The sequence below is a fragment of the Sinorhizobium sp. NFACC03 genome (assembly GCF_900103435.1).
Classification (GTDB): domain Bacteria; phylum Pseudomonadota; class Alphaproteobacteria; order Rhizobiales; family Rhizobiaceae; genus Ensifer.
On the sequence record NZ_FMXF01000017.1, the window covers coordinates 50,817 to 73,527 of the forward strand.

The 22,711-nt window shown below is 62.9% G+C and carries 19 protein-coding genes; 14 read left to right on the top strand and 5 right to left on the bottom strand.

Going from position 1 to position 22,711, the window contains the following annotated elements; all coding sequences use genetic code 11:
* The first annotated feature begins 18 nt into the window (after positions 1-18).
* Complete coding sequence (locus BLU35_RS20625) at positions 19-342, top strand: YbaB/EbfC family nucleoid-associated protein (RefSeq protein ID WP_057247810.1); 324 nt, start codon at positions 19-21, stop codon at positions 340-342.
* A gap of 64 nt (positions 343-406) precedes the next feature.
* Here the strand turns inward: BLU35_RS20625 and BLU35_RS20630 are convergent, their stop codons facing one another.
* Complete coding sequence (locus BLU35_RS20630; protein WP_176907342.1) at positions 407-2,233, bottom strand: patatin-like phospholipase domain-containing protein; 1,827 nt, start codon at positions 2,231-2,233, stop codon at positions 407-409.
* A 140-nt stretch (positions 2,234-2,373) separates the two neighbouring features.
* Here BLU35_RS20630 and recR point away from each other — a divergent pair, with 140 nt between their 5' ends.
* Complete coding sequence (gene recR / locus BLU35_RS20635; RefSeq protein ID WP_057247812.1) at positions 2,374-2,979, top strand: recombination mediator RecR; 606 nt, start codon at positions 2,374-2,376, stop codon at positions 2,977-2,979.
* Positions 2,980-3,021: 42 nt separating this feature from the next.
* Positions 3,022-4,260: a lytic murein transglycosylase gene (locus BLU35_RS20640; protein ID WP_093234318.1), complete on the top strand. Its 1,239-nt coding sequence runs from the start codon at positions 3,022-3,024 to the stop codon at positions 4,258-4,260.
* Between the two features lie 226 nt (positions 4,261-4,486).
* Here BLU35_RS20640 and BLU35_RS20645 read toward each other — a convergent pair whose 3' ends face one another.
* Positions 4,487-6,121 carry an MFS transporter gene (locus tag BLU35_RS20645; RefSeq protein WP_176907344.1) on the bottom strand — a complete coding sequence of 545 codons (1,635 nt, stop codon included), beginning with the start codon at positions 6,119-6,121 and terminating at the stop codon, positions 4,487-4,489.
* Between the two features lie 272 nt (positions 6,122-6,393).
* Here BLU35_RS20645 and rimP point away from each other — a divergent pair, with 272 nt between their 5' ends.
* The 11 genes from rimP to BLU35_RS20700 all read left to right on the top strand — a co-directional run bounded on the left by rimP (position 6,394) and on the right by BLU35_RS20700 (position 20,027).
* Positions 6,394-7,014: a ribosome maturation factor RimP gene (gene rimP / locus BLU35_RS20650; protein WP_057247815.1), complete on the top strand. Its 621-nt coding sequence runs from the start codon at positions 6,394-6,396 to the stop codon at positions 7,012-7,014.
* Positions 7,015-7,059: 45 nt separating this feature from the next.
* Entirely contained in the window at positions 7,060-8,679 is a 1,620-nt protein-coding gene (gene nusA / locus BLU35_RS20655; RefSeq protein WP_057247816.1) for a transcription termination factor NusA, read from the top strand.
* Between the two features lie 5 nt (positions 8,680-8,684).
* Positions 8,685-9,392 carry an RNA-binding protein gene (locus BLU35_RS20660; protein WP_057247817.1) on the top strand — a complete coding sequence of 236 codons (708 nt, stop codon included), beginning with the start codon at positions 8,685-8,687 and terminating at the stop codon, positions 9,390-9,392.
* 105 nt (positions 9,393-9,497) lie between these two features.
* Complete coding sequence (gene infB / locus BLU35_RS20665; protein WP_058326186.1) at positions 9,498-12,197, top strand: translation initiation factor IF-2; 2,700 nt, start codon at positions 9,498-9,500, stop codon at positions 12,195-12,197.
* Positions 12,198-12,269: 72 nt separating this feature from the next.
* Positions 12,270-12,677: a 30S ribosome-binding factor RbfA gene (gene rbfA, locus BLU35_RS20670; RefSeq protein ID WP_063893313.1), complete on the top strand. Its 408-nt coding sequence runs from the start codon at positions 12,270-12,272 to the stop codon at positions 12,675-12,677.
* Between the two features lie 8 nt (positions 12,678-12,685).
* On the top strand, positions 12,686-13,621 hold the full coding sequence (gene truB / locus BLU35_RS20675; protein ID WP_057247820.1) for a tRNA pseudouridine(55) synthase TruB: 936 nt from the start codon (positions 12,686-12,688) through the stop codon (positions 13,619-13,621).
* A gap of 183 nt (positions 13,622-13,804) precedes the next feature.
* The gene (locus tag BLU35_RS20680; RefSeq protein WP_093234320.1) at positions 13,805-15,514 is read left to right on the top strand and encodes a sensor histidine kinase; all 1,710 of its coding nucleotides are present in this window, start codon (positions 13,805-13,807) and stop codon (positions 15,512-15,514) included.
* A gap of 260 nt (positions 15,515-15,774) precedes the next feature.
* Complete coding sequence (rpsO, locus tag BLU35_RS20685; protein WP_029742369.1) at positions 15,775-16,044, top strand: 30S ribosomal protein S15; 270 nt, start codon at positions 15,775-15,777, stop codon at positions 16,042-16,044.
* Between the two features lie 351 nt (positions 16,045-16,395).
* Positions 16,396-18,546 (top strand): polyribonucleotide nucleotidyltransferase, encoded by a 2,151-nt coding sequence (gene pnp, locus BLU35_RS20690; RefSeq protein ID WP_057247822.1) that lies wholly within the window; start codon positions 16,396-16,398, stop codon positions 18,544-18,546.
* Positions 18,547-18,627: 81 nt separating this feature from the next.
* Entirely contained in the window at positions 18,628-19,644 is a 1,017-nt protein-coding gene (locus BLU35_RS20695; RefSeq protein ID WP_057247823.1) for a class I SAM-dependent methyltransferase, read from the top strand.
* Between the two features lie 161 nt (positions 19,645-19,805).
* Positions 19,806-20,027 (top strand): hypothetical protein, encoded by a 222-nt coding sequence (locus BLU35_RS20700; RefSeq protein WP_058324522.1) that lies wholly within the window; start codon positions 19,806-19,808, stop codon positions 20,025-20,027.
* Between the two features lie 77 nt (positions 20,028-20,104).
* On the opposite strand, the gene fabI is transcribed toward BLU35_RS20700, so the two are convergent.
* The 3 genes from fabI to fabA are packed head-to-tail and all read right to left on the bottom strand — an operon-like array spanning position 20,105 to position 22,700.
* On the bottom strand, positions 20,105-20,911 hold the full coding sequence (fabI, locus tag BLU35_RS20705; RefSeq protein WP_057247825.1) for an enoyl-ACP reductase FabI: 807 nt from the start codon (positions 20,909-20,911) through the stop codon (positions 20,105-20,107).
* Positions 20,912-20,915: 4 nt separating this feature from the next.
* Entirely contained in the window at positions 20,916-22,139 is a 1,224-nt protein-coding gene (gene fabB, locus BLU35_RS20710) for a beta-ketoacyl-ACP synthase I (protein WP_093234321.1), read from the bottom strand.
* Positions 22,140-22,184: 45 nt separating this feature from the next.
* Positions 22,185-22,700, bottom strand: coding sequence for a 3-hydroxyacyl-[acyl-carrier-protein] dehydratase FabA (gene fabA, locus BLU35_RS20715; protein WP_029742379.1), 516 nt, complete (start codon positions 22,698-22,700; stop codon positions 22,185-22,187).
* Positions 22,701-22,711: the final 11 nt, after the last annotated feature.

Consider the following 22,711-nt stretch of genomic DNA (forward strand, 5'->3'; position numbering starts at 1 on the left):
GAAAAACAGGAGACGACGATGCGCGACATCATGGGGATGATGGGCAAGGTCAAGGAAATGCAGGCCAAGATGGAGAAGATGCAGGCGGAGATCGCCGCACTCGAAGTCGACGGCACGTCCGGCGGTGGTCTGGTGACCGTCCGCCTCGACGGCAAGGGCACCCTCAAGAGCCTGAAGATCGATCCTTCGCTCTTCAAGGAAGACGACGTCGAGATCCTCGAAGACCTGATCGTCGCCGCCCACAAGGACGCCAAGGACAAGGCCGAAGCCGTCCAGGCGGAAAAGACCGCCGAACTGACCGCCGGCCTGCCGATCCCGCCCGGCATGAAGCTGCCGTTCTGACCAGTTTGAACGAGTTGGAGCGCGGTGCGTTCGGAAAACCGCACGCATTATTCCGCATCCCGCTCTATTGATTGGGCGCCGGTGGCGTGTCCGGCCGCGGAGGGTTCGCCCCGCGTGGATTGGTATCCATGCTGGCGGTGATCCTGAGATCCACCTTCTGGCTGGAAGGTGGAGGAATCGGGCGCCGATCGAGTTCGGCGCCTATGGCTGCGAGCTTCTGGGTAAGCTCGTTCAGCGCTAGGCGATCAGCCTTTGTAACGCCGACGAGGCCGGTCGGATCGTATTCCGTCAGGATCGCCGGATAGTCGATCCTGCGCTCGGTCGCCGGTTCCATGTAACGATTGGACAGCTTGCGCAGCGACTCGGAAAGTGTCGGCAGCATCGTCATCGCCCGGCGCCATCGATGTTCGTTGAAGTCGAAATTCTTGAGCACGACGTCGCCGGCCTTGCCGCCGAGCATACTCAGGAAATTCACGGTTTCTCCATCCATGTCGAGATTGAGCCCGCCTTCCTTGGCATCGTCGAGCCTCACCTCGACAATGCGTTCGCTGTAGCCATGGAGCTGGCTCTGTAGCGTGTCCTGCCAGTTGCGGGCCGTGTCGAGGATAGCGCCGACGAACCCCAGGAGCCCCTTGACCGGATAGACTGGCGTTGCCTTGCCCTCGGCCGTCCGGAGCGGAAGATGGACGCGGCTGCCACCTGATCCGTCCTCATCCTCTCCATGGCGCCTCGGATCGTAACTCGCCAGCGAAATACCGAAGGTCGGGCGACCGGGCAGCAGTCCGTCGAACAAATGGATCGGGAAATTGCTGGTGATGCCGCCATCGGAAAACAGGCAGCGGATATGGGTTGACGGATCGCGCCGGGCTGCCGCGCGCAGGGAATAATCGTAGCGATAGAGTGGAACGCCGCGGATCAATCCGGGGAAGCTGAGACTCATGCGGGCGATGATCGCCACCGGCAGCTTCCTTGCCGGCGGTAGCTGGTAGTAATCCCGCACGCCGTCCGGCCCTACGATGTCGCGTGGTTTGCTCTCCTTCAGGAGGTAGCTCATGATGGAAGGCGGAAACAGCCTTTCGAATTCCGACTTGCGGTAATTGTGCACCCGGTCGCCAAAGGGTAGCTCGTAAGGCCGCCGCGAAGAGAGATCGGTGGTGACGCTCTTCAACGTGATCTCGTAGCGATCGAGATCGCCGATCGTCAAAGGCCGTGCTTCTCCGTCGGAGCGAACCGGGCCGGCAATGGCTTCGATCCGCTCGGCAATCCAGTTGGTGAATGCAGGTTTCTTCGCGCCCGGTTGGGTCAGGCCGCTGCATAGGCCGAAGTCGTGGGCCGGCAACACCACCGCGACCGCGCGATAGAGCTGATAGGTCAACATCGCCATCGCGCCGATCAGGACGACGAGCGCCCCCAGGATGCCAAGCGCCCAGTCGGTCGCGGCGATGCCGGCGACGATCAGCGCGAGGCCGGGGAGGGCGGCAAGAAGCAACGCCAGGTGAAAAACCCTGAGGGTCTCCAGAGCTGCCGCCACCACCTTGTTTCCCTGCGTTCGCACCATCGCCATCCCGACGCGAAAGAGCGGCGCTGTTTCCGCCGATGGCTGGAAGAAGGTCGGCAGATTGGCGGCCAGCTCCTTCGGCATCGTATCGATCAGCGCGAAGCCAGCGTTCTTTTCGTCCGCCGTTGCGGCACTTTGGCGTCGGTATTCGGCGGCCGCTGTCATGACGGCGGCAATCGCACCGGCCGATGTGCCGCCGATGTGCATGAAGCGGTAGCGGGTCGCGAGTTCGGTAATGGCGCGCGGGAAGACCACACCGGAGGTGATGCCGCCTTTCATGATCAGATCGCATTCATCGCTGGGGGCTGCATAGCGGAAAGGCGTATTGGTCATCGGAGCCTCCATCTGCTGCAATCAACAATAGATTGCGCCTTGCTCGAATGCACGCCGATTTCTCCTGTGCCCTTTGCGATGGCCCACTGCAGTGTGCGAAGTCGATTCCGTTCGGGCTCGATATGGGCTAAAAGCGCCGCATGGCAAAACGAGTCACCGGCCCCGAAATCGAAAAACTCATCCAGCTCCTGGCAAAAGTCCCGGGGCTCGGGCCGCGTTCGGCACGGCGCGCCGCCCTCCATCTCGTCAAGAAGAAGGACCAGTTGCTGGGGCCGCTCGCCGACGCGATGGGCGAGGCGCACCGCAAGGTCCGCATTTGCTCCTGCTGCGGCAATGTCGATACGATCGATCCCTGCACCGTCTGCTCCGACGAGCGTCGCGACCAGTCGGTCATCATCGTCGTCGAGGATGTTTCCGACCTCTGGGCGCTGGAGCGCGCCGGCGCGATGAACGCCGCCTATCACGTGCTTGGCGGCACGCTCTCCCCGCTCGACGGTGTCGGTCCTGAAGACCTCAACATCAAAGGACTTGTCCAGCGCGTCGCCAATGGCGGCGTCCGCGAACTGATCATCGCCGTCAATGCGACGGTCGAGGGCCAGACCACGGCGCACTACATCACCGACCAGCTCGAGGGCATGGAAGTGAAGATCACCCGGCTTGCCCATGGCGTGCCTGTTGGCGGTGAACTCGACTATCTCGACGAAGGCACGCTGGCGGCCGCCCTTCGCGCCCGCACGTCGATCTGACGCTATTTTCGAACGCCGCGATCCAACCGATAGGGAAGCCTTATGCTGAGACTTCTTTCACTTTCGACCTTGTTGCTCTGTGGCTGGCTGGGGTTCGCGCATGCCGCGACGAAGGCGGATGTCGAGGCGGAGTTTCGCGCCTGGCTCCAGAGCGATCTCTGGCCGGAAGCGCAGAAGGCGGGCATTTCCGCCGGTTCATTCAAGGCCGTCTTCGCCGACGTGAAGCTCAACTGGGACCTGCCGGATCTGGCGCCTCCCGGCTTCCCGAAGCCGAAAGAGCAGAAGCAGAGCCAGGCGGAGTTTTCCTCGCCCGGCAGCTACTTCTCGGAGAAGCGCCTGCAAGGACTGGCGGCAACCGGCCGCAGCCTTGCTTCCACCCATGCGTCGACCCTGAAGAAGATCGAGCGCACCTATGGCGTGCCGGCCTCGGTGGTTGTGGCGATCTGGGGCCGTGAGTCCGGCTTCGGCCGCGCCAAGATCCCCTATCCGGTCATCGACGTGCTGGCGACCAAGGCCTTCATGTCGACGCGGCCCGACCTTTTCAGACGCGAGCTGATCGCGGCGCTGCACATTCTCGACAACGGCGACGTCGACGAGGCGGCGATGCGCGGTTCCTGGGCCGGCGCCATGGGCCAGCCGCAGTTCATGCCGTCGAGCTTCCTGCAATATGCGGTCGACTTCGACGGCGACGGCCGCCGCGACATCTGGAATTCGGTGCCGGACAGCCTGGCCTCGATCGCCAACTATCTCGTCAAGAAGGGCTGGCAGCGCAACCGGGACTGGGGCTTCGAGGTGTCGATCCCCGACGCCGTCTCCTGCGCCCAGGAAGGCCCGGACCTCGCACGGCCGATTTCGGACTGGGCCAACAAGGGCATCACGCGGATTTCCGGCAAGGCCTTCCCGTCGCATGAACTGTCGGCGTCGTCGATGATGCTGGTGCCGGCCGGCCGGCATGGGCCGGAATTCATCGTTACGCCGAATTTCTATGTGCTCAAGGAGTACAACAACTCCGACCTCTATGCGCTGTTCATCGGCAATCTCGCCGACCGCATCGCCACCGGCGGCGGTGCGTTCCGCGGGAGCTGGGGCGATGTCGGCAACATGCTGCGCTCGGACGTTCTCGCCATGCAGAAGGCGCTCGTCGCCAAGGGCTATGACGTCGGCAAGGTCGACGGCCTTCCCGGCTACAAGACGCGCCGCTCGCTTGGCGACTGGCAGGCAAAGAGCGGGCTTGCCGCCACCTGCTTCCCCGATGCCTCGCTGAAGGCGAAGCTGCGCTAAGGCAATTTCCAACCAGAGGCGTCGACGCTCTCTCAAGCTGAACCGCTGAACCGAAAGAGGCCCTGCGTGACGGGGCCTCTTTCGTTGCATTGGTCGATGTCAGCGTTGGGGGCGACAACGGCATTTAGAGCAATTCCAGGAAAAGTGTGAAACGGCTTTCCGTCCGGAATTGCGTAATTTCAAAGACTTAGATCACTTCAGTGTTTCGATGAAACAATGAAATGATCTAGTGCATGTCGACATCGACCTGGCGTTTGTAGCGCTCGTAATGCGTCGGCACGATCGTCTGGCGTTCGATCATCCGGTGCACGCGCGGTGGTGCCACACCGCTGTGCAGTGCCGTCAGCTTGTCGCCGACGGCGGCGTCGGCCTGGGTGCGCCGCTGGTTGTGGCGCACATATTCGACCCAGGTCGGCACGTGATAGGTCTCGGTCCAGGTCGTCGGGTTCTCGAGGTCGCGCATCAGCGCCCAGTGGCCCGCACCGTCGCGGATGCGGATGCGCCGGCGTTCCGCCATGGTCGTGAGGAACTCGGGGATATCGTCGTCCGCGATCTCGTAATCGATCATAATGACGATGGGGCCGCTGCGCGGCTTCAGGTCCAGTTCGAGCGGCGGTTCGTTGAAGCGGTTGAGCGGATCAAGATTGAGCGAAGTGAACTCCGGCAGGGGCAGCCGGAAGCCGACCACGACGCCAGCGAACATCAGCAGACAGGAGCCCATCAGCGCATTGGCGGCGCCATATTGTTCGGCCGCCGTGCCCCAGAGCCAGCTGCCGCCAGCAATGCCGCCGAAGGTCATAGTCTGGTAGAGCGATAGCGCCCGGCCAACGACCCAGCGCGGTGTCGAGAGCTGTACTGTCGTGTTGAACAGCGACAGCGCCAGCACCCAACAGGCGCCGGAGACGAGCAGCACGAGACAGCTGAGCCACGCATAGGTGCTCCAGGCCGTGATCGCGGCGCTGGCGGCAAAACCGGTGAAGGCGATGCGCACGATCGCCTCGCTCGACAGCTTCTCCCTCAATCGCGCACTGAGCAGCGCCCCGCCGATCGCGCCGAGGCCGAAGGCGCCGAGCATCAGGCCGTAGGTGAGCGGCCCGCCTTGAACGAGGTCGCGGGCGACGAGCGGCAAGAGCGCGAGGATCGCGCTTGCCGAAAGACCGAAGAGAAAACCGCGCAGCAGAACCTTGCCGATGTTCGGCGACATCGCGACATAGCGCAGGCCCGCGGATATGGCGCGGCCGAGCGTCTCACGCGGCAAGGTGTTCGTCGGCACTTCCCGCCGCCAGCGCACCAGCGCAAAGAGGATCGCGAAATAGCTGAGCGTATTGGCGAAGAAGGCGGCGGCAGCCCCCGCCGCGGCGACGATCGCGCCGCCGATCGCCGGGCCGACGCTGCGGGTGATGTTGAAGCCCATGCTGTTGAGCGCGACTGCCGCCGGCAGGTCGTCGCGCGGGACCATGTCGCCGACCGAGGCCTGCCAGGATGGGTTGTTGAGCGCCGTGCCGCAGCCGATGAGGAAGGTGAAGAGCAGGAGCAGCCAGGGCGTGATCAGTCCGACATAGGCGAAGATGGTCAGAAGCGCCGAGACGGAGAGCATGAAACACTGCGCCACCAGCATGATCCGCCGCCGATCGAAATTATCGGCAAGCGCGCCCGAGATGAGCGAGAAGAGCATGATCGGCAGCGAGGTCGAGGCCTGCACCAGTGCCACCATGTTTGCCGACGGTGAGATCGAGGTCATCAGCCAGGCGGCGCCGACCGATTGGATGAGGCCGCCGAAGTTGGATGCGAGGCTCGCGATCCAGATCGTGCGGAAGATGTCGTGCTTAAAGGGTGCAAGCGGCGAATTACGGTGGGGCACCTCGTCTTCTCTCTTGTCCTTGATTGTCGTCTCGAAGCGGTTCTATCCCTGTTATAGGCCCGAGGACGCGAAGTGCCACCCGCTGAAATTGACCTTGTTGTCGAAGATCGTCGTCTGCGAGCGGATCGGCGCATTTGGAGCGCACGGCCCAATGCCTTGCAATTTGCGGCGACGAAGCGTATATGAGCCTCAAATTCTTGATCGGTAGATGAAGAGTGGGCCCGTCAGGACCCGCTCTTTTTTATTAGCCGGTCCGATGAGGAGATGATCGTTTGTCCGATACGACAACGGCTGAAAATGCAAATGAACCGCGCCTGATCACCGAAACCGGTCTCGACCAGCGCATCGCCGACATCATCGAGCCGGTCATCGTGCCGATGGGTTACCGCCTGGTGCGCGTGCGCATGTCCGGCCAGAACGGCCTGACGTTGCAGATCATGGCCGAGCGCAACGACGGCACCATGACCGTCGAAGACTGCGAAGAGATCTCCAAGGCCATTTCGCCGGTGCTCGATGTGGAAGATCCGATCGACAAGGCGTATCATCTCGAAGTGTCGTCGGCCGGCATCGACCGTCCCATGGTGCGCAAGTCCGACTTCTTCCGCTGGCAGGGGCACCTGCTGAAATGCGAGACGTCGGTTCTGGTCGATGGCCGCAAGCGGTTCCGCGGCAAGATCGTTTCCGTCGATGACGATGGTTTCCGGCTTGAGCGCGACCAGCCCGCGTACGGCGAGGAACCTGTCGTCGTCATCCCGTTCACCACGCTTGCCGAAGCGCGGCTGATCCTGACCGACGATCTGATCCGTGATGCGCTGACGGCCGACAAGAAGGCGAAGGCCGAGCGCGCCGCGAACGAGAATTTCGAAGACGAAGATTCACCTATTGAGGAATAAGTCGGGCGGAGCGTGAAGCCCCCTGCAACCCAACGGAGATAAGACATGGCAGTCAGTGCTAACCGGCTCGAGCTTCTGCAGATCGCGGATGCCGTCGCGCGTGAAAAGGTGATCGACCGCGAGATCGTTCTGGCCGCAATGGCCGATGCGATCCAGAAGGCCGCCCGCTCGCGCTATGGGTCGGAATCGAACATCCGCGCCGACATCAACTCGAAGACCGGTGAAATCCGCCTGCAGCGTCTTCTGGAAGTGGTCGAAAAGGCTGACGACTATTCCACGCAGATCCCGCTCGAGCTTGCTCGCGATCGCAATCCGGACGCCAAGCTCGGCGATTTCATCGCCGACCCGCTGCCGCCGATGGACTTCGGCCGCATCGCCGCCCAGTCTGCCAAGCAGGTCATCGTCCAGAAGGTTCGCGAAGCCGAGCGTGATCGCCAGTTCGACGAATTCAAGGATCGCGTCGGCGAGATCGTCAACGGCACGGTCAAGCGCGTCGAATACGGCAACGTCATCGTCGACCTCGGCCGTGGCGAAGGCATCATCCGCCGCGACGAGATGATCCCGCGCGAAAACATGCGCTACGGCGACCGCGTCCGCGCCTTCGTCTACGACGTTCGCCGCGAACAGCGCGGCCCGCAGATCTTCCTGTCGCGTACCCATCCGCAGTTCATGGTGAAGCTCTTCACCATGGAAGTGCCTGAGATCTACGACGGCATCATCCAGATCAAGTCGGTTGCCCGTGACCCGGGTTCGCGCGCCAAGATCGCCGTTGTCTCCAACGACTCGTCGATCGACCCGGTCGGCGCCTGCGTCGGTATGCGCGGTTCGCGCGTTCAGGCCGTCGTCGGCGAACTGCAGGGCGAAAAGATCGACATCATTCCGTGGTCGCAGGATCCGGCATCGTTCATCGTCAACGCGCTGCAGCCGGCGGAAGTGGCCAAGGTCGTTCTCGACGAAGATGCGGAGCGCATCGAAGTGGTCGTTCCGGACGAGCAGCTTTCGCTCGCCATTGGCCGTCGCGGCCAGAACGTTCGCCTCGCCTCGCAGCTGACCGGCTGGGACATCGACATCCTCACCGAACAGGAAGAGAGCGAGCGTCGCCAGAAGGAATTCACCGAGCGCACCAACCTGTTCATGGACGCGCTCGACGTCGACGAAATGGTCGGCCAGGTTCTGGCGTCCGAAGGCTTTGCCGCCGTCGAGGAGCTTGCCTATGTCGACCTCGACGAAATCTCGTCGATCGATGGCTTCGACGAGGAGACCGCTACCGAAATCCAGACCCGTGCGCGCGAATTCCTCGACAAGCTCGAAGCGGAAATGGATGCCAAGCGCAAGGAACTCGGCGTTGCCGACGAGCTGCGCTCGATCGACGGCCTGACGAGCCAGATGCTCGTTGCGCTCGGCGAAGAAGGCATCAAGACGATCGAAGACTTTGCCGGCTGCGCCGCTGACGACCTCGTCGGCTGGAGCGAACGCAAGGACGGCGAGACCAAGCGCTTCGAGGGCACCTTCTCGAAGTTCGACGTTTCGCGCGCCGAAGCCGAAGCCATGATCGTTCAGGCCCGCCTCGCGGCCGGCTGGATCACGGAAGAGGACCTGGCAAGCGATGAGGTCGAAGGCGAAGAGCCGATCGACGTTGCCGAAGGCGCCGAGCAGGACGCTTAAGGACGATGACCGCCTCTGATGATGCCGACAGCCTGCCTTCGGACACATTGCCCTTGGATGGGGGCCCGAAGGATCGGAGCGGCAGCACGCGGACGTGCATCGTCACCCGCGAAAGCGGTTCGCCGGATGAGTTGATCCGCTTCGTTGCCGGGCCCGACGGTCGCGTCGTTCCCGATCTGAAGCGTCAGCTTCCGGGACGCGGCTGCTGGGTGAAGGCCGAGCGGGCGCTCGTTGAAAAGGCGGTGGCGAAGAAGTTCTTCGCCCGCGCCCTGAAGGCGGACGTCAAGGCCGACGCGACGCTCGCCGACGACGTCGACCGGCTGCTCGCCGAGCAGTTGGCCGGCATGATGAACATGGCGCGCAAGGCGGCCCAGTTCATCTCCGGCGCGACGAAGACGGAGCAGGCCGTGCGCGGTCTTGCAGCGCTTGCCGTGTTCCATGCGGCCGACGCTGCAGCCGACGGTGTGCGGAAGATAGACCAGGCCCGCAAGGCGATGAGCTTCGTGGCCGACGATGAAATGGAAATACCTTCGTTCCGTCCCTTCACCGGGGCGGAAATGGAGGGCCTTTTAGGAAGTAATGCTTTTATCCATGCCGCAGCGCTTGCAGGGCAGGCGGGTGAGGGTGTAGTGAAGCGCGCAATCATGCTCGAAAAGTACCGAGGATCCGTCCCGGTCCGGGCCGACGGCGGTGCTGGCAAGCCACAGCAATGACCCGCGTCACCAGCACAGTCTGGCATCGCGTACATTGTTTGAGACAATTTGGAAGACAGGGTCAGGTGATACGCATCCGGCCCTGATCGCTAGGAACGGAACGGAATGACCGACAACAACGACGACAAGACAGGCAGCGCAGCAGGCAAGAAGACGCTGACCCTGAAACCCCACGGGGTTTCGCAGGGGACCGTGCGTCAGGACATGGGCCGTGGCCGCACCAAGGCGGTCGTGGTCGAAACCAAGAAACGCCCCTTCCATCGCCCCAAGGACGAGCGTCCGATCACGCCGGTCGCCGCGGCTCCTGCAGCACGCCCGGTCGAACAGCGTCCGGCTCAGCCGCAGCCTTCCGGCCGCCCGGCCCCGCAGCCGCAGCAGCACTCGACGCGCCAGGAAGCCAATCAGGCCAACCGTCCGCGTGTGGGTGTCGTTCTGAACCAGCTTTCCGCCGGTGAGATCGATGCGCGCCGCCGTGCTCTCGCCGAAGCGCAGATCCGCGATGCCGAAGAAGCGGTCATCCGCGCCGAGAACGAAGCACGCCGCAAGCGCGAGGAAGAAGCCCGTCTCCTTCAGGAGAAGGAAGAGGCCGCACGCCGCGCCGCTGAAGAAGCGGCCCGCCCGGCTGTCGAGCCTGAAGCAAAGGCCGAAGAGGTTGTCGAAGAGCGCCCCGTGGCAGCTCGCGCACCGGCTTCCACTGAGCGTCGCGTCGACAACCGCCCGCAGGCTGCACGGCCTGCTGAAGCGGCAACTGGACTTCCGACCCCGGCTCCGGCCGGCGCTCTGCGCGGCCGTAAGGTCGACAACGAAAAGGATGACGATCGTGGTCCGCGTTCGGGCGCAGGCCCGGCACGCGGCAAGGTCGTGCGTCCCGAGCCTGCCAAGGTTCCTGCCCGCCCGAAGGCCGACGACGGTCGTCGCCAGGGCAAGCTGACGCTGACCGCTGCCGTCGACGAGGATGGCGGCCAGCGCGCCCGTTCGCTGTCGGCCATGCGTCGCCGCCAGGAGAAGTTTAAGCGCAGCCAGATGCAGGAAACCCGCGAGAAGATCTCGCGCGAAGTCATCCTGCCTGAGACCATCACCATTCAGGAACTGTCGCAGCGCATGTCTGAACGCGCCGTCGACGTCATCAAGTACCTGATGAAGGAAGGCCAGATGATGAAGCCCGGCGATCTGATCGACGCCGATATGGCTGAACTCATCGCCGGCGAATTCGGCCACACGGTCAAGCGCGTCTCGGAATCCGACGTCGAGGAAGGCATCTTCAACGTGACCGATTCCGACGAGGAACTGCTGCCGCGTCCGCCGATCGTCACGATCATGGGGCACGTCGACCACGGCAAGACCTCGCTGCTCGATGCGATCCGCCACGCCAACGTGGTGGCCGGCGAAGCTGGTGGCATCACCCAGCACATCGGCGCCTATCAGGTCGAGCAGAACGGCAACAAGATCACCTTCATCGACACCCCCGGCCACGCGGCGTTCACCGCCATGCGTGCCCGCGGTGCCCAGGCGACCGACATCGCGATCCTGGTGGTTGCGGCCGACGACAGCGTGATGCCGCAGACGATCGAATCGATCAACCACGCCAAGGCGGCCGGTGTTCCGATCATCGTGGCGATCAACAAGGTCGACAAGCCGACGGCGAACCCGCAGAAGGTTCGCACCGAGCTGCTGCAGCACGAAGTCTTTGTCGAATCCATGGGCGGTGAAGTTCTCGACGTGGAAGTCTCCGCGAAGAACGGCACCAACCTCGACAAGCTGCTGGAAGCGATCCTGCTGCAGTCCGAAATCCTCGACTTGCGCGCCAATCCGAACCGGACGGCCGAAGGTACGGTGGTTGAAGCCGAGCTTGACCGTGGTCGCGGTGCGGTTGCAACCGTCCTCGTCCAGAAGGGCACGCTGCGTCCTGGCCAGATCATCGTCGCCGGCGACCAGTGGGGCCGTGTGCGCGCTCTGGTCAACGACAAGGGTGAACACGTCAAGGAAGCCGGTCCGTCGATGCCGGTCGAGGTTCTCGGCCTGTCCGGAACACCGGCTGCCGGCGACAAGTTCGCCGTCGTCGAGAACGAAAGCCGCGCCCGCGAGATCTCCGAGTACCGCCAGCGGCTCGCCCGTGAGAAGCAGGTTGCCCGTCAGTCCGGCTCGCGCGGCTCGCTCGAGCAGATGATGACCCAGCTCCAGACCTCCGGTCTCAAGGAGTTCCCGCTGGTCATCAAGGGCGACGTGCAGGGTTCGATCGAAGCGATCGCCGGTGCTCTCGACAAGCTCGGAACCGACGAAGTGCGTGCCCGCATCGTGCATTCGGGTGCCGGTGGTATCACCGAGTCCGACATCTCGCTCGCCGAGGCGTCGAACGCAGCGATCATCGGCTTCAACGTCCGCGCCAACGCGCAGGCCCGTTCGGCCGCCGAGCGCGCCGGCATCGAGATCCGCTACTACAACATCATCTACGATCTGGTCGATGACGTGAAGGCGGCGATGTCGGGTCTGCTCTCGCCGGAGCGCCGCGAAACCTTCCTCGGCAACGCCGAGATCCTGGAGGTGTTCAACATCACCAAGGTCGGCAAGGTCGCGGGTTGCCGCGTCACCGAGGGCAAGGTCGAGCGTGGCGTCGGCGTCCGTCTGGTTCGCGACAACGTCGTTATCCACGAAGGCAAGCTCAAGACCCTCAAGCGCTTCAAGGACGAAGTCTCGGAAGTCAACGTCGGTCAGGAGTGCGGTATGGCCTTCGAGAACTACGAAGACATCCGCGCCGGCGATACGATCGAGTGCTTCCGCGTAGAGCACATCACGCGGACGCTTTAAGAACCGTCCGATTAGAGATTATGCGGGCGCCGGGTTGTCCTTCGGCGCTCGCATTTTTTTGAGGTACCGTCCATGACCAAAGCCACATCCTCTGCCCCTTCACAGCGCATGCTGCGCGTCGGCGAACAGGTGCGCGCTGCCATCACCCAGGTTCTGCAGCGCGGCGAGGTTCGCGATCCCGTGATCGAGAAGACCGTCATCGCGATCTCGGAAGTGCGCATGTCGCCGGATCTGAAGATCGCCACGGCCTATGTCACGCCGCTCGGCGTGCCCAACCATGACGAAGTCATCGACGCGCTGAACCGCAATGCCAAGTACATCCGCGGCCGCCTCGGCCCCCAGCTTCGGCAGATGAAATACATGCCCGACGTTCGTTTCCGCGACGATACGAGCTTCGACAACTACAAGAAGATCGATGAGCTGCTGCGTTCGCCGGAAGTCAGCCGCGATCTCGACCAGTCCAGCGAAGACGAAGAATAGTAGATTTCATGTCCAAACCGCGTAAGCCCAAGGGCCGCCCGATCTCGGGCTGGCTGATCCTCGACAAGCCGCTCGACTTCGGCTCCACTGAAGCCGTCTCGAAGATCAAGTGGCTGTTCAAGGCCCAAAAGGCCGGCCATGCCGGCACGCTCGACCCGTTGGCCTCCGGTATGCTGCCGATTGCACTCGGTGATGCGACGAAGACCGTTCCTTACGTGATGGACGGCCGCAAGATCTACGAATTCACCGTTGCCTGGGGCGAGGAACGCTCGACCGACGATCTCGAAGGCGAGGTTACGCATTCCTCGACCGAACGACCGAACGAAGAGGCGATCCGCGCGCTGCTGCCGAAATATACCGGCGTCATCAGCCAGGTGCCGCCGCAGTTCTCTGCGATCAAGATCGACGGCGAGCGTGCCTACGACCTCGCCCGCGATGGCGAAACGGTCGAGATTCCGGCTCGTGAGGTCGAGGTGCACCGCCTGACGCTCTTGGGTGCCGCTCCCAATCTCGCGCATTTCGAAATCGAGTGCGGCAAGGGCACCTATGTGCGTTCGCTCGCCCGTGACATGGGCCGCGATCTCGGTTGTTTCGGCCACATCGCCTCGCTGCGCCGCACCTTTGTCGCACCGTTTGGTGAAGAGGACATGGTGCCGCTCGCCGATCTGGTGGCGCTGGAGAAAATCGAGAGCGACGAAGAACGCCTGGCGGCGCTCGACGCCTATCTGATCGAGACCGGTGAAGCGCTTTCTAACCTTCCGCATGTTGCCGTCAACGATGATCAGGCGCACCGCCTGAGAATGGGCAATCCCATCATCCTGCGCGGCCGCGATGCGCCGCTTGCGACGCCTGAAGCCTATGCGACGGCACGCGGCAAGCTGGTCGCCATCGGTGAGATCGCCGAGGGTGAGTTCCGCCCGAAGCGTGTTTTCGCCACCGGCTAAGCGCCCGGAAGCGTTTGCCTTTGCCCCATCCTTGACGCATGATCCCCGGCATGGGCTTCCAATCCATCCGAGGTGATTCCGTTTCCGTCCCGTGCTCCGGAGCCGATTGGCGATCGCACCGTCTCCCGCGGCGCGCGCCGAAAGCGGCTGTGTGCCGGCGCGGAACGAAGAAGGGCGACTGAGGTGACGGGCGTGCTGGACGAAGAAAAGCGGAAGGCTACGAACGGTCTGGCGACGATCGTCGATCTCGTTCGTCATCGCCTGACCCGGCCGTTCAGTTTTTATCTGACGTCGCTGCTCCTGGTGGCCATCGTTCCGGCCTTCATTTTTTCGCTCGTCGTGCTGAAGCGCAGCGTCGACCAGCAGGAACAGGTGATCACGGCGCTGCTGCAGGCTTCGACCGGGTCGGTGACGCGCATCGTCGAACGTGACATCGAGGGCATGCTGACGACGCTCAAGGTGCTGTCGACATCGCAAGAGATCGAAGACGGCAATATGGAGGCCTTCTACCGCAGGGCCGCCACGGCGCTCGCCGAAACGGACTCCTACCTGATCGTCATCGACCGCAAGCACAACCAGCGGCTCAACACCAGGGTGCCTTTCGGTGCGCAACTCAGCAAAGCCTCGGATACGGGCTCGGTCGAGCGGGCCTTCACCAACAATGGTGCGCCGCTCGTCTCCAACGTCTTCTTTGGCCAGACCGCGGGAAAGTGGGTTTTCAACGTCTATCTGCCGGCGAAATTGGCGACCGGTGAGGAGTATCTGCTGACGCTGACGCAAAACGCCGAGAACATGGCCAAGGCCGTCAACCGCGACACGCTTTCTCCCGGTTGGAACGCGGCACTCGTCGATGGCGCAGGCAAGGTCATCATCTCGTCGGATGCGGCCGTCAAGGCCGGGGAACCATTCTTCCTCGACAAGGTGCCGGCGATCAGCATCGGTGTCCGCAACATCAAGGAAAACGGCACTAAATATCGCGTCGCGACCGAGTTTTCCGTCGTCACGGGATGGCGGATCATCGCCTGGGCGCCTAGCGCGACCGTCGATGCACCGGCCGTCTGGTCGTTCCTGTGGCTGTCGCTCGGCGGCATCATCTTCGCGGGCATCGCGATTGCCGGCTCGCTGGCGATTGCGCGGCTGTTGTCGCAGGGCGTCAAGCTCGTGGCGCAGGATGCGCGCCGTCTCGGCGCCGGCGAACGGATCGAATCGCGGCCGCACATGATCTCGGAGGTCGAGCAGGTCTCGGCAGCGCTCGCACGGGCAGCGGCGGCGCGCGGCAAGGCTGAAAACGAGATCCGCTTCCTCATGCGCGAGGTGGCGCATCGCTCGAAGAACCAGCTTACCGTCATCCAGTCGATGCTGAACCAATCGGTCTATTCGGCCGAGAGCGCGTCGGACTTCGCCGACAGCTTCCGCAAGCGCATTGCCGGACTCGCGCGCTCCACCGACCTGATGATCACCAACGCCGCGCAAGGGGTCGATTTCCGCGAGCTCGCCCAGAACCAGTTGCAGCCGTTTACGCCTGACGATCCGAAGCGCGTGATCTTCTCCGGCCCGGCTCTGAGGCTCGACACGCAGATCGCCCAGACCCTCGGCATGGCCCTGCACGAGCTCGCGACCAACGCCACCAAATACGGAGCGCTCGCCAACACCACCGGGGTCGTCAAGCTGAGCTGGTCGCTGGAGGATGAAGGCATTGCCATTCGCTGGCGGGAGGAGGGCGCGGATCTCGCCGACAAGCCCTCCGATCCGGTCCGCAAGGGCTTCGGAACACTGGTGCTGGAGCGCATGCTCGGCATGGCGCTGAACGCCGCGCTGGAGCGGGTGATGCATGCCGATGGCATCGAGTGGCGGATCACCATTCCGCGCGAGGCGAAGGACGAAGATTCGTGAATGCGGATGGGCCCCTTTAAAAACGGCGCGAAGGTCGGCCGGAGCGTCGATCGCGACCGTCGGAAATCGGCCGCGACCGACAAGCTTCCGAGGCCCTCCGGAAGCCCATCGGGGTGCAGGTCCATGACCCTTTCCTTTTTCATCCAATTCGTTTATAGGCACGCCAGCAAAAGGCGCATGCCCGTTGCATTCACGGCCGCAGCTGGACGACATCCCGGCTGACGGCGTCCCTAAATCCTCGAAATCGAAAGGATCATCCGATGTCGATTGCTGCAGAGCGTAAGGCTCAGCTCATCAAGGAATTTGCAACCGTTGAAGGCGACACCGGTTCTCCGGAAGTCCAGGTTGCTATCCTGACGGAACGGATCAACAACCTGACCGAACACTTCAAGGGCCACAAGAAGGATAACCATTCCCGCCGTGGTCTGCTCGCAATGGTTTCCAGCCGTCGTTCGCTCCTCGACTATCTGAAGAAGAAAGACGAAGCGCGCTACACCAAGCTGATCGGTGCCCTGGGCATCCGTCGCTAAGCGACTTATCCGGCGGGTCTTTGCGGCCCGCCGGCTTTTTTATGGAGCGTTCAACGCTCAAGCAATGATCTCTCCGGCCGCTTAGGAAGCGTGGTACCAGGAGAGAATCCAGCGAACCGGATGGGCCGGTATCGCGGATCAACCGATGGCCCGTCATGGGGCAGGATTGCAGGATGCTTCGGCTCTGCTTGCCGGAACGCCGCAGATAAGCGGCGCGGTGAAGCGGAAACAAGCCGATTTCAAGCGTGAAGCCTCCCGTTGTCTTGCCCGTGATGCGCCATTTCATGCGGCCCCTCGACCACCCGCGCTGCAACAGCCGCGGAAAGGTCCGCCGCACATGAAGGACAGAACATGTTCGATACCCACAAGGTTGAAATCGAATGGGCTGGGCGTCCGCTCAAGCTCGAAACCGGCAAGGTCGCCCGTCAGGCTGACGGCGCCGTCATCGCCACCTACGGCGAAACCGTCGTTCTCGCCACCGTCGTTTCGGCCAAGTCGCCGAAGCCGGGCCAGGACTTCTTCCCGCTGACCGTCAACTACCAGGAAAAGACCTACGCTGCCGGCAAGATCCCGGGTGGCTACTTCAAGCGCGAAGGCCGTCCGAGCGAAAACGAAACGCTCGTTTCGCGCCTGATCGACCGTCCGATCCGTCCGCTTTTCCCCGATGGCTACAAGAACGATACCCAGGTCATCGTCACGGTCATGCAGCATGACCTCGAAAACAACCCCGACGTTCTGTCGATGGTTGCCGCTTCCGCAGCGCTGACGCTGTCGGGCGTCCCGTTCATGGGCCCGATCGGCGGCGCGCGCGTCGGCTACATCAACGGCCAGTACGTGCTGAACCCGCATCTCGACGAGATGGACGAATCGACGCTCGACCTCGTTGTCGCCGGCACCCAGGAAGCGGTGCTGATGGTCGAATCGGAAGCCAAGGAACTGGCTGAAGACGTCATGCTCGGCGCCGTCGTCTTCGGTCAGAAGGGCTTCCAGCCGGTCATCGACGCGATCATCAAGCTCGCTGAAGTCGCTGCCAAGGAGCCGCGCGAATTCGAACCGGAAGATCATTCCGCGCTCGAAGCCGAAATGCTCGGCATGGCCGAAGCCGAACTGCGCGACGCCTACAAGATCACCGAAAAGGCTGCCCGCTACGCTGCCGTCGATGCCGTCAAGGCGAAGGTAAAGGCACACTTCTTCCCGGAAGGTGCGGAGCCCAAGTACACCGCTGAAGTCATCGGCGCCGTCTTCAAGCACCTGCAGGCCAAGATCGTTCGCTGGAACATCCTCGACACCAAGAGCCGTATCGACGGCCGCGATCTGGAAACCGTTCGTCCGATCGTCTCGGAAGTCGGCCTTCTGCCGCGTACCCACGGTTCGGCGCTCTTCACCCGCGGTGAGACGCAGGCGATCGTCGTTGCCACGCTCGGCACCGGCGAAGACGAACAGTACGTCGACAGCCTGACCGGCATGTACAAAGAACGCTTCATGCTGCACTACAACTTCCCGCCCTTCTCGGTCGGCGAAACCGGTCGCATGGGCTCCCCGGGCCGTCGAGAAATCGGTCACGGCAAGCTCGCCTGGCGCGCTATTCGCCCGATGCTGCCGGAAGCCGAGCAGTTCCCCTACACACTGCGTGTCGTATCCGAGATCACCGAATCCAACGGCTCGTCGTCGATGGCGACGGTTTGCGGCACCTCGCTCGCTCTCATGGACGCCGGCGTTCCGCTGGCAAAGCCGGTTGCCGGTATCGCCATGGGCCTGATCAAGGAAGATGAGCGCTTCGCCGTTCTCTCCGACATCCTCGGCGACGAAGACCACCTCGGCGACATGGACTTCAAGGTTGCCGGTACCGACGCTGGTATCACCTCGCTCCAGATGGACATCAAGATCGAGGGCATCACCGAAGAGATCATGGGCATTGCGCTCAACCAGGCCAAGGGCGGCCGTCTCCACATCCTCGGCGAAATGGCCAAGGCCATTTCCGAAAGCCGTGGCCAGCTCGGCGAGTTCGCTCCGCGCATCGAAGTCATGAACATCCCGGTCGACAAGATCCGCGAAGTCATCGGCTCCGGCGGCAAGGTCATCCGCGAAATCGTTGAGAAGACCGGCGCGAAGATCAACATCGAAGACGACGGCACCGTGAAGATCGCCTCCTCGTCGGGCAAGGAAATCGAAGCGGCCCGCAAGTGGATCCACTCGATCGTCGCCGAGCCGGAAGTTGGCCAGATCTATGAAGGTACCGTTGTGAAGACCGCCGACTTCGGCGCCTTCGTCAACTTCTTCGGCGCCCGCGACGGCCTCGTCCACATCTCTCAGCTCGCTTCCGAGCGCGTTGCCAAGACGACCGACGTCGTCAAGGAAGGCGACAAGGTCTGGGTCAAGCTCATGGGCTTCGACGAGCGTGGCAAGGTTCGCCTTTCCATGAAGGTCGTCGACCAGGCCACCGGCAAGGAAGTTGCTGCCGAGAAGTCTGAGAAGAAGGGCGACGGCGAAGCCGCCGAATAAGCGAGCTTCACCCGAATGCATTCGGGGCGCGGGGCGGAACGCTCCGCGCCCCTTTCTTGTAGGAAGATGACGGATAGACCGATGAGCCGAGATGCGTTGAAGACCCTGTTTTACCCGTTCGATAGCGGTGTGATCGACCCCCCGGGCGAAGGCGAGCGTGTTCTCTTTCTCGGCGCTGAGGCGGGCTACAGGCTGCCCAAGGGCTTCGAAGCCTCGATCGCCGCCGTTCAGCCGCTGCGGCCGCTCTATCGCGCCCTGGAGGCCATGCGCGCCGATGTGACGCCCGAGATCACCGGCGAGGACTACGACGTCACGCTGGTGCTCTGTGGCAAGCACAAGGGCGAGAATGAGGACCGGATCGCCGAGGCGCTGAAGCGCACCCGCGAGGGCGGCCTGATCGTCGTTGCCGGCGGCAAGGAAGACGGCATCCAGTCGCTGAAGAAGCGGATCGCCAAGTTCGAATGGGACGGCGATCATCTGCCGAAATATCACGGCGTCGCCTTCTGGTTCACCCGTCCCGAAGACGTCACCGACGCGGTGCACAAGCTCGCCAAGGTGCCGGTACGCGTCGATGGCCTGTTCGAGGCTTCGCCGGGCATGTTCTCGCACGACCGCATCGACGCGGGTTCGGAACTGCTCGCCTCGCGTCTGCCGAACGATTTCCACGGCCATGCCGCCGATTTCGGCGCCGGCTGGGGCTATCTCGCTGTCAAGCTCGCTGAAGCCTCGCCGGGCCTCAAGGGCGTCGATCTCTTCGAAGCCGACCATGAGTCGCTCGAAGCTGCGCGCGTCAACATGATGGCAAACGTGCCGTCGACGCCGGCGCGCTTCCACTGGTTCGACCTGACGAGCGAAGAGCCGCGCGACAAGTATGATCTCATCGTCATGAATCCGCCCTTCCATGAGGCCCACGCCGCCGAGCCGGCGCTTGGCATTGCCATCATCAAGACGGCGCTGAAGGCGCTGAAGCAGGGCGGAAAGCTGATGCTGGTCGCCAACCGCGGCCTGCCCTACGAGCAGGTACTGGCCGAGAATTCCAAGGAATACGGCGAAACCTGCCGCAACGCCCGTTTCAAGGTGCTCTGGGCGAAGCGCTGAAGCCCATCAAGGATTAAGCAAGGAGCCGGGCCAATCGCCCGGCTTTTTTCGTTCCGGGTCTCTCGCCCCGGCCAACGGGCAGCGACAGTTTGCCTGTTGCCATCGCCCCTGTTCGGGCTCACCATGACGCCGTCGGTATTTCTCGTCGGAGGATGAGTGCCATGACGTGGGGAGTGAACAGGCCGCCTTTGACCGAGGACGCGGCCGAGGCTGTCGCCAAGGACATCAAGCATGCCGAGGGACATGGAGCGACCTCCGAGGTACCCATGTCATTCCTGAAGAGCCTTTATCACCTGCCGCTGGAGCCGGGGCGGCGCACGCACACGGGGTTCATCGTGCTGGCGATCGTGGTCGCCGTGCTCGCACTGTTTCTATTTCCCTGAGCGGCTCATGAATGACAAAGCCCGCGGATCGAGGCCGATCCGCGGGCTTTGTTCCGTTTTCCGGTCGGTTGAGGGTGTTACTCGACGTCGGCCGTCCGCAACGTGTCGAGCGCCGGCATCGAGGTGATGTTGTAGCCGGAATCGACGTAGTGGATTTCGCCGGTGACGCCGCGCGACAGGTCCGAAAGCAGGTAGAGCGCGGAATTGCCGACGTCGTCGATGGTGACAGTACGACGCAGCGGCGAATTCTTCTGCTGCCAGGAGAGCATCGCCCGGGCGTCGGAAATACCGGCGCCGGCAAGGGTGCGGATCGGGCCGGCGGAGATCGCGTTGACGCGAATTCCGCGCACGCCGTAGTCCGCCGCTAGGTAACGCACGGAAGCCTCGAGCGCCGCCTTGGCAACGCCCATGACGTTGTAGTTCGGCATGACGCGCATCGAGCCGCCATAGGTCAGCGTCAGCATCGAGCCGCCGTCATTCATCAGCTCGGCAGCACGCTTGGCGATTTCGGTGAAGGAGAAGCAGGAGATCACCATCGTGCGGCTGAAATTGTCGCGCGAGGTGTCGGCATAGAGGCCCTTCAGCTCGTTCTTGTCGGAGAAGCCGATGGCATGCACGATGAAGTCGAGATTGCCCCAGCGTTCCTTGATCGCATCGATGACGGCATCGACGGACGCAATGTCTTCGACATCGCAAGGCAGCAGGAAGTCCGAGCCGAGCTCGGCGGCGAGCGGCTTGACGCGCTTGCCGAGAGCTTCGCCCTGGTAGGTGAAGGCGAGTTCCGCCCCTTGCGCCGCAAGCGCCTTGGAAATGCCCCAGGCAATGGAATGGCTGTTGGCCACACCCATGATGAGGCCACGCTTTCCGGTCATCAGTCCCGTCATGGTGTTATCCGTTGTAGCGCTGGAAGACGAGCGTCGCATTGGTGCCGCCGAAGCCGAAGGAGTTCGACAGAACCGTATCGATCTTGGCATTGTCGATGCGTTTGCGAACGATCGGAACGCCATCGAATTCCGGGTCGAGTTCGGTGATATGCGCGCTTTCGCCGATGAAGCCGGCCTGCATCATCAGGAGGCCGTAGATCGATTCCTGCACGCCTGCAGCACCCAGCGAGTGGCCGGTCAGCGACTTGGTCGACTGGATATGCGGCATCTTGCTGCCGAACACTTCGCGGATCGCGCCGATTTCCTTGCTGTCGCCAACCGGCGTCGAGGTGCCGTGGGTGTTGATGTAGTCGACATCGCCCTTCACCGTCGAAAGCGCCTGGCGCATGCAGCGGATCGCGCCTTCGCCCGAGGGAGCCACCATGTCGTAGCCGTCGGAGGTCGCGCCGTAGCCGACGATTTCGGCGTAGATCTTCGCACCGCGGGCCTTGGCGTGCTCAAGCTCTTCGAGAACGAGAACGCCGGCGCCGCCGGCAATGACGAAACCGTCGCGGTTGACGTCATAGGCACGGGACGCGGTCGCCGGCGTCTCGTTGTATTTCGAGGACATGGCGCCCATGGCGTCGAAGAGGTTGGACATGGTCCAGTCGAGATCCTCGTGACCGCCGGCAAACATCACGTCCTGCTTGCCCCACTGGATCATCTCGGCAGCATTGCCGATGCAGTGCGCCGAGGTCGAGCAGGCCGAGGAGATCGAGTAATTGACGCCGTGGATCTGGAACCAGGTGGCGAGCGTCGCGGATGCCGTGGACGACATCGCTTTCGGAACGGCGAACGGGCCGATGCGCTTCGGGCTCACATTCTTGCGGGTGACGTCGGCGGCTTCGACGATCGTGCGGGTGGACGGACCGCCCGAGCCCATGATGATGCCGGTGCGCTCGTTGCGGGCAACGACGGTTTCTTCGAGGCCGGAGTCGGCGATCGCCTGTTTCATCGCCACGTGGTTCCAGGCGCCGCCCTGCGACAGGAAGCGCATGGCGCGACGGTCGACGAGCTCGGTCGGATCGAGCGACGGGGCGCCCCAGACCTGGCACTTGAAGCCGTTTTCCGCGAAATCGGGAGAAAACGTGATGCCCGACTTTGCATCGCGCAGCGACGCCGTGACTTCGTCCGCGTTGTTTCCGATCGAGGAAACGATGCCGAGGCCCGTGACAACAACCCGTCTCATGATACTGACCTTTTCTTTATTTCGTTCGGTGCAGGCAGGCCTGGACTACTCGGCCTTATCCTTGGACAGACCGACGCGCAGGTCGGTTGCCTGATAGATAGTCTCGCCATCGGCCTTCAGCCAGCCGTCGGCGGTGCCAAGCACGAGCCGGCCGCGCATGACGCGCTTGAAGTCGATGCCGTATTCGAGAAGCTTGGTGTGGGGACGAACCATGCCCTTGAACTTCACTTCGCCGGTGGAAAGCGCCATGCCGCGGCCAGGCTCGCCGAGCCAGCCGAGGTAGAAGCCGGTCAATTGCCACATGCCGTCGAGGCCGAGGCAGCCCGGCATGATCGGATTGCCCTGGAAGTGGCAGGGAAAATACCAGTCATCGGGGCGCACGTCGTATTCGGCGCGCAGATAACCCTTGTCAAAGGCACCACCCGTTTCGGAAATCTCGGTGATGCGATGAACCATCAGCATCGGCGGCAGCGGCAGCTGCGCGTTGCCAGGGCCAAACAACTCGCCACGGCCGCAGGCCAGGATTTCCTCGTAGCTGAAGCTGGATTGTCTGGTGGTCATGAATGGATGCT